The sequence below is a fragment of the Marinobacter bryozoorum genome, from assembly GCF_023156245.1.
GTDB lineage: Bacteria > Pseudomonadota > Gammaproteobacteria > Pseudomonadales > Oleiphilaceae > Marinobacter > Marinobacter bryozoorum.
In genome coordinates this window covers 36,882-49,684 of sequence record NZ_JAKZAH010000028.1, presented here as the reverse complement: position 1 = coordinate 49,684, position 12,803 = coordinate 36,882, and the positions used below count along the sequence as shown (strand labels likewise).

The window sequence follows — 12,803 nt, the reverse complement described above, 5'->3', positions numbered from 1 at the left end:
GTTGGATAGTGTCGGTAACATCTATCCTGGCGCATCGCGACGCCGATTTGGAGTGGGGAGGAGACCATCCCATCTCGAAAGAACACGAAAAAATGATCACTGATAACGTGATCTTTGGTTTTCCAATTTCGTGGGTTTCGTGGATTTCGTGGCAAACCCTCTTTTTGGTCTTTCTCCGTACCCTCCCGCTCACCCTGAGCCTGTCGAAGGGCCGTGGATTCCGTGGCTAAAAACCCAAAAAAAGGGGGCGAACTCTCGCCCGCCCCCTTCTGATTCCGCCTGTTTATACCACTTCAAACAGGCCGGCTGCGCCCTGGCCGCCGCCGATGCACATGGTGACCACCACGTACTTGGCGCCGCGGCGCTTACCCTCGATCAGGGCATGGCCGGTCAGGCGTGAGCCGGTGACACCGTAGGGGTGACCCACGGCGATGGAGCCGCCGTTGACGTTCAGCTTCTCCATGGGGATGCCCAGACGGTCACGGCAGTACACAACCTGGGAAGCGAAGGCTTCGTTCAGTTCCCACAGGTCGATGTCGTCCATGGTCAGGCCGTTACGCTCAAGCAGGCGCGGGATGGCGAAGACCGGGCCGATACCCATCTCGTCGGGCTCGCAACCGGCAACGGCGAAGCCACGGAAGATACCCATCGGTTCGATGTTGTTCTTCTCGGCGTAGGTACTGTTCATCACGGTGCACACAGAGGCGCCATCGGACAGCTGGGAGGCGTTGCCGGCGGTGACGAAGTTGCCTTCACCACGTACCGGGTCCAGGCCCTGCAGCCCTTCAATGGTAGTGTTCGGACGGTTGCACTCGTCCTTGTTCAGGGTGACCTGCTTTTCGCTGACCTCTCCGGTTTCCTTGTTTTTCACCAGCATGGTGGCGTCGTAGGGAACGATCTCGTCAGCAAACTTGCCGGCTTCCTGACCCGCAGCGGTGCGCTGCTGGGAGATCAGGGAGTACTCGTCCTGGGCTTCACGGCTGACGTTGTAGCGCTGGGCTACGATGTCAGCGGTCTCGATCATGGACAGGTACAGCTCCGGCTTGTTCTTCATCAGCCACTCGTTGGTGGCGTGGAACTGGTTCAGCTTGTCGTTCTGCACCAGGGAGATGGACTCCACACCGCCAGCGACGATGGCCGGAATCTTCTCGGACACAACGCGCTGGGAAGCAATGGCGATGGACTGCAGGCCGGAGGAGCAGAAGCGGTTGATGGACAGGCCAGCGGTGGTCACCGGCAGGCCGGCACGGATAGCTGCCAGGCGGGCCATGTTCTTGCCCTGGGCACCTTCGTGGAAGGTGGCGCCGAGGATCACGTCCTCAACGATGTTCGGATCAATACCCGCGCGCTCGACGGCGTGCTTGATCACGTGACCAGCGATATCAACGCTGTGGGTGTTGTTCAGGGCGCCCCGGTAGGACTTGCCCAGACCGGTACGGGCGGTGGAGACGATAACTGCATCAGACATTCGAGTGTCCTCTTGAACTTGAGTTGGCTGCGGACGAGGCTCTTCACGGGAGCTGGAGGGCGAATACCAGATCCAGCGCCCTGCATTCCCTCTCCCCAACGAGGGAGAGGGCCAGGGTGAGGGGGAGCACCCGAAGGGTGCCGGAATTCAAGTCCAGGCGTTTGCCTGCTTCCCCTCACCCCCAACCCCTCTCCCGCCAGGGGAGAGGGGAGGTAACGCCGCAGCGGAGCGATAAAGGTTTACAGGTCGCCGAACTTCTTGCCTTCAGCAACCAGCTTTTCCAGAAGCGGAGACGGCTCCCACTGCTTGCCGCCAACTTCCTTTTGGTACTTCTTGATGGCATCCAGGATCTTGTCCAGGCCGATCTGGTCAGCCCAGAACATGGGGCCACCACGGTAGGCCGGGAAGCCGTAGCCGTAGATCCAGGTAATGTCGATATCCAGGGAGCGATCGGCAATGCCCTCGTCCAGGATCTTGGCGCCTTCGTTGATCATCACGTACATGCAGCGCTCCAGGATCTCCTGGTCAGACACTTCACGGGGAGTGATGCCCTGCTCCTTGCGGAACTCGGCGATGATTTCGTCCACTTCCGGGTCCGGGATCGGCTTGCGGTTGCCTTCCTCGTACTTGTAGGTGCCGGCCATGGTTTTCTGACCCAGGCGGCCCTTCTCGACCAGCTTGTCCATCCAGCTCGGCGGTACATTCTCGCCGGCCTTGCGACGCTCCTCGCGGATGCTGTGACCAATGTCGATACCGGCCAGGTCACCCATGGCAAACTGCCCCATGGGGAAGCCAAGATCGGTCAGTACCTTGTCCACCTGCTCCGGCTTGGCACCGTCGTCCACCAGGGCCATGGCTTCCGCACCACGCTTGTGCAACATACGGTTGCCCACGAAACCGTGGCAGTTGCCAACCAGTACGCCCACCTTCTTGATGCGCTTGGCCAGGTTCATGGCAGTGGCTTTCACATCATCAGCGGTCTTCTCGCCACGGACGATTTCCAGCAGCTTCATGACGTTGGCCGGGCTGAAGAAGTGCAGGCCGATGACGTCTTCCGGACGCTTGGTGGCAGAGGCAATCTCGTCGATGTCCAGGGTAGAGGTGTTGGAGGCCAGGATGGCACCCGGCTTACACTTCTCGTCCAGCTGGCTGAAGATGCTCTTCTTGATATCCATGCGCTCGAACACGGCTTCGATCACCAGGTCGACGTCGGCAAAGTCGTCATAGGTGAGGGTGCCGCTGATCAGGCTCATGCGCTCTTCCACCTGCTCCATGGTCAGGCGGCCTTTCTTGGCGGTGTTCTCGTAGTTCTTGCGGATAATGGCCAAGCCCTTGTCCAGGGCTTCCTGCTTCACTTCCGCGATGGTGACGGGGATGCCGACGTTGGCGAAGTTCATGGCGATACCACCACCCATGGTACCAGCACCGATCACACCGACTTTCTTGATGTCACGGATCGGGGTGTCTTTGGGCAGTCCCGGAACCTTGGAAACTTCACGCTCGGCAAAGAAGGCGTGGATCAGGCCAGCGCGCTGGTCGGATTCCATCAGGTCACCGAACAGTTCACGTTCGCGCTTCATGCCTTCCTCGAAGGAAGCCGACGTAAACGCCGCTTCTACCGCGTCGGTACACTTGAACGGTGCCAGCAGGCCGCGGGCCTTTTTCTTCAGGCCTTCGCGGAACTTGTCAAAGACATCGCTGCCCTTCTCGGCTTCAAGCTTGTCGGTCAACTCGCTCACGCGACGTGCCGGCTTGCCTTCATCAACAACTTTCTGGGCAAACGCCAGGCCAGCAGCCTTCACGTCCTCACTGCTGGCCACTTCATCGACAATGCCAACAGCCTGGGCATCCTTGGCCGCAACGAAATCACCGGTGGTGATCATTTCCAGTGCCTTCTGGGCACCGGTCAGGCGCGGCAGGCGCTGGGTACCACCGGCACCGGGCAGCAGGCCCAGTTTCACTTCCGGCAGGCCAACCTTGGCACTGGGTACCGCTACGCGGTAATGACAGCCCAAAGCCACTTCCAGGCCACCGCCCAGGGCAGTGCCGTGGATTGCAGCAACGACCGGCTTGTCAGAGGCTTCGATAAAGTTGACCACTTCCGGCAGCCCAGGCTCCTGCATGGGCTTGCCGAATTCACGGATATCCGCGCCGGCCATAAAGGTACGACCTTCGGCCAGGATCAGGAGGGCCTTGGCGTCCGCATCATCCTGACCCTGTTTTACAGCGTTCTGGATACCGGAGCGAACCGCGTGGCCCAGGGCGTTCACCGGCGGGTAGTTGACGGTGATAACGCCGATGGCGCCTTCGCGGTTATAGGTTACGACGTCGGACATAGATCCTCCTTGCGCAAAACATGGAATGGAGTTTTATTCAGCGAAACAGACCGGTGATTTAATACAAAATTGCGGAATGTTTCAACCTTGGACTGGCTGAACATCGACCAGTTGGTGTTTGGGGACAACGATTGTACGCCTGATGAAGCTGTAGGGGAAAACCCGGAGCTGTGAGGGGGGTGTCAGAAAGAATGTTTGCCTCGGAATCCACTCGGCCTTTCGACAGGCTCAGGGCGAACGGGAGGAGACGGGAAAGGCAAAGACAAAAGACAAAAGACAAAAGACAACGACGTTTTAGGCCACGAAAGAACACGAAAGAACACGAAAGAACACGAAAATAAACCCCAAGGCCTGGGGGAGAGTGTGTGGCGAAGCCTTTCTGTGTTCTTTCGGATTTCGTGGCTAAAAGCTCTTTCCTCTTTTATTTCCGTTCGCCCTCCCGTTCGCCCTGAGCCTGTCGAAGGGCGCCTGTCGAAGGGCCGCTCCCAAAAAAGCTGCACTAAACCCCAAGCGACTCAATATCGCTCGCCAGCATCGCCAGCTGATGGGCGATGGAGCTGCGCAGTTTGTCACCGGATACCAGGTAGGACGGTGCCGCGCAGGTCAGTGCCATGGTGGTGCCATCCTGAAGGCGAACCGGTACTCCGGCCGCGTTGATATTCCGGTCCCACTCGCCGAGGGTCAGGCAGAAGCCGTACTCCCGGTAATCTTCCAGCGCCTGGTCCAGGCCCTTCTTCTTTTCCGGCCAGCCTTCCGGACCGTATTTCTCGGCCAGGGCTTCCATAAGGATCTTGCGACCATCCTCAGTCAGGGAGGAGCAATAGGCCCGGCCCGCCGCCGTGGTCGCCATGGGCAGCTTGAGGCCGATTTCCATACGCAACAGGGAGGCTTCCGGGGGCATGCGGTTCTCTACATAGATCATATGCAGACGATCCCTGCAGGTCAGGCCGACAGACATATTATTACGGCGGGCGAACTCATCCATGTAAGGCTTGGCCAGCTGGCGCACCTTCAGGTTTGAGACGTAGGCATAGCCCAGGGCCAGCACGCCTGAGCTGAGCTGGTACTTCTCCAGCACCGGGTTGTAGCTCAGGTAGCCCAGCTTGGTGAGGGTATAGGTCATACGGGAGACGGTAGGCTTGGGCAACCCCGTCAGCCGTGAAATGTCCTGATTCCCCAGGATCACGGAACCCTGGCTGAAAGCCCGCAGCACGTCGAGACCCCGTGACAGGGCTTCAACAAACTTGCGGTCCTTCTCAGGCTTGTCCGGGGAATCGGCGGACGCTTCGACCAGATCTGCTTTTGTTTTAGTGTTCAAGGTCATAGTTTCCGGTGCCTCAAAAAGCCCCATGACAGCCACCGGCACGCACCGGGTTACGGCAATGCCCACAGGGCAACTCAGAAATAGGTGAAAAAGTCAGAAACCCGCGCATTTTACTTGTGCCTTCTCGCCCCGACCATGGCCTGTTCCGAATTTGTTTCAAAAAACTGGCCAAACCGAAACAGCGTTGCGAAACTGACGCCGGCACCCACCGTTCATCGCGGGCAGCGGAACATCGCCCTCAATCAAAATGCGTTTTCGGTATAGAGTTCTGCTTTGCGGAACAGCTTAGTCAATTCCGTAACAAGTTGCCAACCGGAATTGATCCGCACGGATTGCCAAGGCGATCATCGCCTGCCACCAGTAGCCAAACGGACCGAGGCCAGACACTCCATTTCCTGACCTTAACCTCCCCCGAACGCCCGGCGAAGCCACGCCAGGCCACCGATTTCACTGTGCAGCACAAAATCATTACAAATCCTGCAAAAAAGTCACTGCGGCTATTGCATGACAAAAAATTTATTCCTACTATCCAGAAGACTGCTAAATGGAAGGCGTCCTGACTGAACGGCTAATGACAGGCTGTGGTTGGAGCAGAGAACAAAAAAAGCACCACGGAAGTGTGACTCTCATCAGACACACGAAAAAAAGTGTTGTCCTCACCCATCAAGGCCCTTGCCTTTGTTGGATTCTCTGCTAAGACTGTACTTGATCATTCGCCTATAACTGCCTTGATAGAATTGCAAATTGCTCTGAATCAAGGTGGCGGTCGACCAGAATAACTGCAGGCTTTACATGGCCTGGCATCAACTGGCCACAGGGATAACAACCGGAGGTTTGATCAGGCAGCAACGAATAAAATACAAGCAAAACAAGCAAAACAAGCAGTAATAGCGTCACTGAGTCCAACAATCGAGTCGATTAGACATAAAAAAAGGGTTTAAAACCATGGCACAACAAAGCAAGATCACTTCCCGCCCGCTGACCAAGGCACTGGGAACCGCTTCCATCCTGGGCCTGGCCATCGCCGGCGCCAACTTCGCGAATGCTATTCAGACTGATTTTGGTGTTACTTACCAAGCTGATGCCTTCTATATCGATGGCGATGCCTACGGCAACGACGGCTCCGGCAACGGCCTGGCCAACCTGCTTCGCCTGAAAGCTGACTTCAAAGACGAAAACACCGGTGTCTCTCTGCACACCAGTATTCAACTCGCTGGCGATACCTGGTCTGGTGACTCCCGTGAAGATGCAGGCCTAGGTTATAACAGTGATGGTAACGAAAACGTCACTCTGGATCTCGGTTATGTTCAGATTCCTATTGGTGGCAATTTGTTGCGTGTAGGTCGCCAGGCCTCCAATTGGAACAACTGCTTCCTCAGTTGTGATGACCGTCGTGACCGGGTTACGTTCCTTGCTCCTACCAGCATCGGTACCTTTATCGCTCTGTATGACCGTCGAAATGACGACATTGGCGGTAACACTGTGTTCGATTCTGCTGACAGCGGGGATGCTTTCTCTGGCATATGGGTCACTAAACTGGGCGAAATGAATCTTGGCATTTTGTATTACCACTATTTCAAAAATACTGAAGGCCCAGGTTTTGGCTTCCAGAACACTCACATCTTCTCCCCATACCTCACCGGTGCGCTGACTGACAATGTGAATTTTGCCACTGGTTTCAACTGGATGGGCGGTAACGACAACTCAGATGGCAATAGCTTCTTCGGTGACGGAACAAACGCTTTCGGCCTTGAATCCGATGACGGCTGGTCCGGCTATGTCCGCCTGGACGGTGATGTAGGAGCAATGAACTGGGGCCTGCAGTATGTGGGCGTAATTGACGGTGGCATCATCGCCAATGGTTATGACACCTATTCCAGCATACTGAACAACAGCCCGGACTCCACACAAAACCCGACCTCGCTCGTCAGCATGGGCCGGGCGCTCGGCACCCAGGACTACGATGAGCACTTGGTGATTGGCAAACTTGGCTTTAACGTTACGCCTAAACTGACCGTTACCGGCGCTGTAGGCTGGTTTAGCGCTGACAATGGCCAGCAGGATCTTGACGATACTTCTATGATCTACGATCTGAGCGCCGCTTATCAGATCAATGATGCGGTCACTACGGTTGCATCTCTTGGTTATATGACCGAAAACGAAGGGATGCTTTCCTTTGGTAACGGTAACAACGTTTCCGGCGTTGGCACACCTGCCGACTTCGCTAACGAAGATCTGATGGCAGCAAACGTAGGCATACGCGTCCAGTTCTAACCGAACTGCGAGTTTAATCAGGTAATTTAGCGACCCTCGGGCGGGTCAGGGCATTGCCCTGGCCCGCCCTTTTTGTTTTGATTGGACTAGATGCGATATCACACTCCAACACTTCCAAGAGTTAAAGAAGAATGATCAAACTGCTCTATCCTATCGCTTGTATTTCTATCATCACCTTTTCTCTGACCGCATGTGTCAGTAGTCAGGAAGCCGAACGACAACGTAAAGCCGTAGACTCTGGGGCTGCCTTCAATGTCGAAGAGAATGAATGGAAAACCCCCTTCTGGGAACGCGGCCGAAGCACAGAGAGTGCCCCCCCCCGGCAGGTTTCATCCTCTTCGGTGGAAGCAGCACCCTCTGTCGGCCAGCTCCGCACCAACCTGGCGATTATCGGCGCCTCAGACTCTCTCTACCGCGAACTGGACAACACCGCAGCCGACTATGGTTTCCGGCTGATCCCCCGCGCGGAGCTGAGCGATGCGCTGGCCAACACGCCGGCGTGTGGTGACACCACGTCTGAGGCCTGTGCTGAGGCCCTGGCGGCTTATCCTGGCGCGCGCCTGGTGGTGACAGTTGAAGGTGGCGATACCGTTACCATTGCCGACGCAGCCAGCAACGCCCGCTGGGGCGCTACCGAGCTGATCTCCGGCAAGCAGGGTGAGGAATTGCTGGAGCTGATCTCTCAGCGCGCCGACATTGCCCCCTGGGCCATGAAAGCCTTCCAGGGCGACGACGGTCGCCTGTACCTCTCTGCCGGTCGCGCCAATGGCCTGGCTGCCGGTGACGAGCTGGCCATCCACGAACCCGGTACCTTGGTCCGCGCCCCAAATGGCCAGCCCATTACCTGGCGTGCAGGCGAGCGTGTGGGAACGGTGCGTATCGGTGAACTGTTCGGCAGCGACCTGGCCGCCCTGGTACCCGTCGCTGGCCAGCGCCCGACGCCGGAGCATGATCTGATTCTTATCGAGGATTAATCCGGGCTTGCTGTCCAGTTTGTTGCAAACGCCCTGGCCGGATATCCCCTTCCGAAACGAGAACCCTGTTCTCTGACTGTTTCGGAAGGGGATATCCGGCCAGGGCTTCTATGAGAGGGGCAGAACTGCTCTCCTCTCGAAAGCACAAACAGACCACAAGAGCCCGCCTGGACGCACCTCTGCTATAATTGGTTTAAAACTGGTTTCGGTTGAGGACCAACCCTATGCAACTGGATGAACTAGTCTCTAAAGTGAGTCGTTTACCCCCCTCCTGCCAACAAGAAGTCCTGGACTTCGTCGCGTTCCTCGAACAACGTTATGGCCACCCTGCTAATGATGAACAACTCGATTGGTCCGATAAACAGTTCAAGGATATGAGCGTTCAGCAGGCCATGCGGGGTATCGAGGACGAACCTGACCTTTACACAGCTGGCGATCTTAAGGAACGATGGCGGTGAAGCAATCTGGTCAAATTGCCCTGATGCCGTTTCCTTACACGAACCTTGAGCAGAGCAAAAAAAGAGATTTTGGTCAGGCGCAAAACGCCGGGGGCTGGGTACGCCCTTCCGAAACAGTCAGAGAACAGGGTTCTCGTTTCGGAAGGGCGTACCCGGCCCCCGGCTTCCATAGATAAAATCAGGCCGCATGCTCCCGCCACAGCCGCTTCCGGTGCCACTCGGCATTACCCAGTTGCAGCTCGATGGATGTAAGCCGCTTGAAGTAGTGGCCGATATCCAGCTCGTCGGTCATGCCGATACCGCCATGCAGCTGAATCGCCTGCTGACCCACATAGCGGGCGGCCTGGCCCAGGCGGGCCTTGAGTTTTGAGGCGAGGATGGCCTGCTGATGAACGTCGGCCCCTGTCCAGCGATGGGCGGTCTGGGTCAACAGGTTGGTAAGGCTGGTAGTTTCGATGTACATCTCTGCCATTCGGTGTTGCAACACCTGGAACTCCGCCAGGGCGACGCCGAACTGTTTGCGGGTGCGGGTATAGGCGACGGTTTTCTTCACCAGGGTTTCCATGATGCCCACTGCTTCTGCTGCCAGCATCAGCAGGCTCTCACTGTGGGCCTGCAGTATAACGCCCGCAGCCTCGCCCTCGTCTGTCAGGCGCTGTGCCGCACTGACCGCGACTCCGTTAAAGGCAATGTTGGCGCCCTGCTTGCCATCGATCACTGGATACCTGGTGACGTCCACACCCGGCGAGTCGAGTTCCACCAGGAACAGGTCGATGCCCTCGTGATCAGTATAATCGCCGTTACTACGGGCGGACACCAGCACATGGCTGGCATTCAGGCTGTGTATAACGGCGATTTTCTCACCACTCAGACGAAAGCCGTTACCATCTGGTTCCGCACGGGTAGCCACTGCCAGGGGGTTACCCCGGCTCTGGGGTTCTTCGCTGGCGACTACCGCCTGGCGTTCACCAGAGAGGATGCCTGCCAACAGTTCTGCACCGTCACCCTGCGCCCTGGTCAGTGCCAGCAGGCGTGCCGCTGCCAGCACGCCCAGGTAGGGTTCTGTCACCAGGCCCCGGCCAAAGCCTTTCATCACGCCCAGTGTGTCGGTGATATCGCCGCCCAGGCCCCCCTGGTCCTCAGTAAACGGTATCGCCAGCCATCCCATTTCGGCAAAGGTTTGCCAATGGTCCGGGGATTGCCCCTGATGTTCTTTCAGGTTGCGTTTGCGGTCATCAAAGCTGTACTCACCCTGGACAAAGCGGTTAACGCTGTCCTCCAGCATGGAGCGGGTTTCCTGGTTAAGGGTACTCATGGTCCGTCTCCTTACCGCAACAGGGTCTTGGCGATGATATTGCGCTGGATTTCGTTACTGCCACCAAAGATAGAGGCGGCACGGTTGTTCAGGTATTTCGGCATCAGGGTCAGGGCATCCTCGTCGCCGATGGGCTCCACGCCACTGTCTACCGTCAGGGCGGCGAGCTGAAGCGCCAGGGATGGCGTTCCTGCCACATCGATGGCCAGTTCAGTGATGCGCTGGATGGTTTCCATTGAGGTAATCTTGATCATGGAGCTCATGGGGCCGGATTCCGGCGAGCCCTTTTCCATGGCCGCAAAGACCTCCTCGGTGGCCTCCAGGGTGTCCACTTCCAGGTGCAGCCGGACATAGCGGTCCTGGAACACCGGGTCATCCGCCAGGAAGCCTCCGAAACCGTCACCGGTGCGGCCAGCCAGGCGACGTATCGTGGCCAGTTCATGGCGGAAGGTGGTGGCGAAGGAGGTTCCCCCACCCCGTTCGTGCTCGAGCAGGTACTTGGCCACGGACCAGCCGTCATTCTCCTCCCCGAGACAGCAATCCACAGGAACCCGGACGTTGGTAAAGAACACGTCGCACTGCTCCGGCACACCATCAAGGCCGATGATGGGCCGGATCTCGATGCCCGGGTCCGTCAGGTCCTCGATCAGGAAAAAACTGATGCCCTGCTGCGGTTTACCAGCACCACCGGTGCGCACCAGCAGGAACAGGCGATTGGCATGGTGGGCGTAGGTGGTCCAGGTCTTGGAGCCGTTGATAACGTAGTGATCACCGTCGCGGACGGCGCGACAGTTCAATGATGCAAGGTCTGAACCGGCGTTGGGTTCGGAGTATCCCTGGGCCCAGAAATTCTCACCCGAAAGGATGCCCGGCAGATGCTTGCGCTTCTGCTCATCGGTGCCGTAATGGATGATGGCAGGGCCCACCATGGAGATGCTCTGGGGCAGCAGCAGCGGTACACCAGCACGTCGGCACTCTTCCTCGAAGATCAGCTGTCGCGGTACGTCCCAGCCAGCACCGCCGTATTCCTCTGGCCAGCGGATGGCGGACCAGCCCTGACTATGGAGGATACGGTGCCACTTCATCACCTGGTCGAAGGGCGGGAAAAAGCTGGTGGTCTTGCGGCCAGCTTCCAGGATCTCATCATCCGCGTGCTGTTCGATGAACTCGCGGATCTGGTGGCGGAAGGTGTTGAGTTCGACTGGTTCGTGGATGGCCATAGATACCTCTGGGGCAGTTGCCGGGGATGCTTCGGGTGCAAAGCTGACTCGCTCACTATTCCCTCTCCCCTGGCGGGAGAGGGTTAGGGTGAGGGGGGAGCGACCAAACTCCGAAGGTGAAGTCTCCCCCTCACCCCCAGCCCCTCTCCCGCCAGGGGAGAGGGGAGCAGACCGGCGAGAGCTTTGCGGTGATTACAGTGCGTAAGAGCTCACATCCACCTTGGAGTAAAGCTCATCCCAGTACAGATCGGCAAGGTCATCCACATTGTCGATGTCGCGGGTCAGCTCTACCCACTTGCCCAGCAATTCACGGAAGGTGGCAGCCAGTTCTTCAGCGTTTTCAATGCCGTGACGCTCCTTGTAGTTAGCGGCAATCTTTCCGATATCGCTGCGGACAAATTCACTGGAAGCCTGCTGCAGCTCTTCGGAAGCTTCGTGCACAGTGATGCCATTACCTTCGGCAGCCTCGAGCTCTTTGGCCGCACCTACCTGGTAATCCCAGCTGATCACAGCGCCCAGAACAGCGGTCGCCTTGAGCACGTCGCGGCGCTGCTGCTCACTCAGACCGGCCCAGACATCCCGGTTGACGTTGTTGACCGCGGTACCGCCATAGACACCCCCGGGGACCTCGGGAGTGATGTCTGTCACCACTTCCTTCAACTTGAAGATGTCGAGGTCAACACTGGAACTGATGCTGCAGTCCAGCACACCCTGGTTCAGGGCCTCATAGGAGTCACTGACCGAAAGGGTAACTGGCGTGGCACCCAGGGACTCCGCCCAGCGAGCCCACTGGGGGCCGGCACTGCGGATGCGCTTGCCCTGCAGCTGATCGAGGGTGGATACCTCTTTATTGCACAGCAGCATATAGTCAGAGCTGGCCGATGCGCCGGTGAAGACCTGGTTCTGGCCGGCAAATTCATCGACGCAGGTTTCACAATGGTTGAAAGCAAACTCGGCCAGGGCGCCAACATAGGCCAGGCCAGAATGACTGGGCGGAACATCTTCGAGGTCCACCAGCATGCTCAGCTCACCGGCCAGGTTGGCGGCGGGGAATTCGCTGCCATAGTAGGAAAGCAGCACGAAGCCAGAGTCGGCCATGCCATCCCGGATGCCCGGTGATGTCTCGGAGAAGCTCAACAGGGAGCCGGCATAGACCTTTGCCGTCATTTCTCCACCAGAGATTTCCTCAAGGGCCTCGGCAAAGGATTCCGCGGCATTTGCGCCGATGGAGTTAGGCGGATAGCCGGTCGCATGGGTGATGTTCTGGGCTGAGGCTGTACCCGCGGCCAGCAGGCCTGCGGCGGCAACGGTCGTCAGACCGGTAGTGATCAGTTTTTTCATCAGGATTTCCTCCATACCGGGACATCCCCATCGGGGATGCCGGCGGTCTTGTTATTAATAGAGCATCTGCTCGCCAATGTAGAGCCTTGCTTC

General features: G+C 57.7%; 10 protein-coding genes. 4 read left to right on the top strand and 6 right to left on the bottom strand.

What is annotated here, in order from left to right:
- A partial coding sequence (locus MLC59_RS14220) for a hypothetical protein (RefSeq protein WP_248235311.1) occupies window positions 1-230 on the top strand: 230 nt, incomplete at its 5' end.
- Window positions 231-283: 53 nt separating this feature from the next.
- Here MLC59_RS14220 and MLC59_RS14215 read toward each other — a convergent pair.
- From MLC59_RS14215 to MLC59_RS14205, 3 genes are all read right to left on the bottom strand, one after another.
- Window positions 284-1,468: an acetyl-CoA C-acyltransferase gene (locus MLC59_RS14215; RefSeq protein ID WP_248235309.1), complete on the bottom strand. Its 1,185-nt coding sequence runs from the start codon at window positions 1,466-1,468 to the stop codon at window positions 284-286.
- Between the two features lie 239 nt (window positions 1,469-1,707).
- Complete coding sequence (locus MLC59_RS14210; RefSeq protein ID WP_248235308.1) at window positions 1,708-3,804, bottom strand: 3-hydroxyacyl-CoA dehydrogenase NAD-binding domain-containing protein; 2,097 nt, start codon at window positions 3,802-3,804, stop codon at window positions 1,708-1,710.
- A 499-nt stretch (window positions 3,805-4,303) separates the two neighbouring features.
- Window positions 4,304-5,098 (bottom strand): IclR family transcriptional regulator, encoded by a 795-nt coding sequence (locus tag MLC59_RS14205; protein ID WP_248235312.1) that lies wholly within the window; start codon window positions 5,096-5,098, stop codon window positions 4,304-4,306.
- Window positions 5,099-6,073: 975 nt separating this feature from the next.
- On the opposite strand from MLC59_RS14205, the gene MLC59_RS14200 reads away from it, so the two are divergent.
- The 3 genes from MLC59_RS14200 (at window position 6,074) to MLC59_RS14190 (ending at window position 8,834) form a co-directional block, all read left to right on the top strand.
- Window positions 6,074-7,402, top strand: coding sequence for a hypothetical protein (locus MLC59_RS14200; RefSeq protein ID WP_248235307.1), 1,329 nt, complete (start codon window positions 6,074-6,076; stop codon window positions 7,400-7,402).
- Window positions 7,403-7,743: 341 nt separating this feature from the next.
- Window positions 7,744-8,376, top strand: a complete 633-nt coding sequence (locus MLC59_RS14195) for a hypothetical protein (RefSeq protein ID WP_248235306.1) — start codon at window positions 7,744-7,746, stop codon at window positions 8,374-8,376.
- A gap of 224 nt (window positions 8,377-8,600) precedes the next feature.
- Window positions 8,601-8,834, top strand: coding sequence for a DUF2281 domain-containing protein (locus tag MLC59_RS14190; RefSeq protein WP_248235304.1), 234 nt, complete (start codon window positions 8,601-8,603; stop codon window positions 8,832-8,834).
- 178 nt (window positions 8,835-9,012) lie between these two features.
- On the opposite strand, the gene MLC59_RS14185 is transcribed toward MLC59_RS14190, so the two are convergent.
- The 3 genes from MLC59_RS14185 to MLC59_RS14175 form a co-directional block, all read right to left on the bottom strand.
- Window positions 9,013-10,149 carry an acyl-CoA dehydrogenase family protein gene (locus tag MLC59_RS14185; protein ID WP_248235302.1) on the bottom strand — a complete coding sequence of 379 codons (1,137 nt, stop codon included), beginning with the start codon at window positions 10,147-10,149 and terminating at the stop codon, window positions 9,013-9,015.
- 11 nt (window positions 10,150-10,160) lie between these two features.
- Complete coding sequence (locus tag MLC59_RS14180) at window positions 10,161-11,369, bottom strand: acyl-CoA dehydrogenase family protein (RefSeq protein WP_248235299.1); 1,209 nt, start codon at window positions 11,367-11,369, stop codon at window positions 10,161-10,163.
- A 192-nt stretch (window positions 11,370-11,561) separates the two neighbouring features.
- Complete coding sequence (locus MLC59_RS14175) at window positions 11,562-12,710, bottom strand: C4-dicarboxylate TRAP transporter substrate-binding protein (protein WP_248235297.1); 1,149 nt, start codon at window positions 12,708-12,710, stop codon at window positions 11,562-11,564.
- Between the last annotated feature and the right edge of the window lie 93 nt (window positions 12,711-12,803).

Bases quoted from the DNA above. Each gene is read 5' to 3' on its own strand.
- MLC59_RS14215 (WP_248235309.1), bottom strand. From the start codon at position 1,468: ATGTCTGATGCAGTTATCGTCTCCACCGCCCGTACCGGTCTGGGCAAG.
- MLC59_RS14210 (WP_248235308.1), bottom strand. From the start codon at position 3,804: ATGTCCGACGTCGTAACCTATAACCGCGAAGGCGCCATCGGCGTTATC.
- MLC59_RS14200 (WP_248235307.1), top strand. From the start codon at position 6,074: ATGGCACAACAAAGCAAGATCACTTCCCGCCCGCTGACCAAGGCACTG.
- MLC59_RS14190 (WP_248235304.1), top strand. From the start codon at position 8,601: ATGCAACTGGATGAACTAGTCTCTAAAGTGAGTCGTTTACCCCCCTCC.
- MLC59_RS14185 (WP_248235302.1), bottom strand. From the start codon at position 10,149: ATGAGTACCCTTAACCAGGAAACCCGCTCCATGCTGGAGGACAGCGTT.
- MLC59_RS14180 (WP_248235299.1), bottom strand. From the start codon at position 11,369: ATGGCCATCCACGAACCAGTCGAACTCAACACCTTCCGCCACCAGATC.
- MLC59_RS14175 (WP_248235297.1), bottom strand. From the start codon at position 12,710: ATGAAAAAACTGATCACTACCGGTCTGACGACCGTTGCCGCCGCAGGC.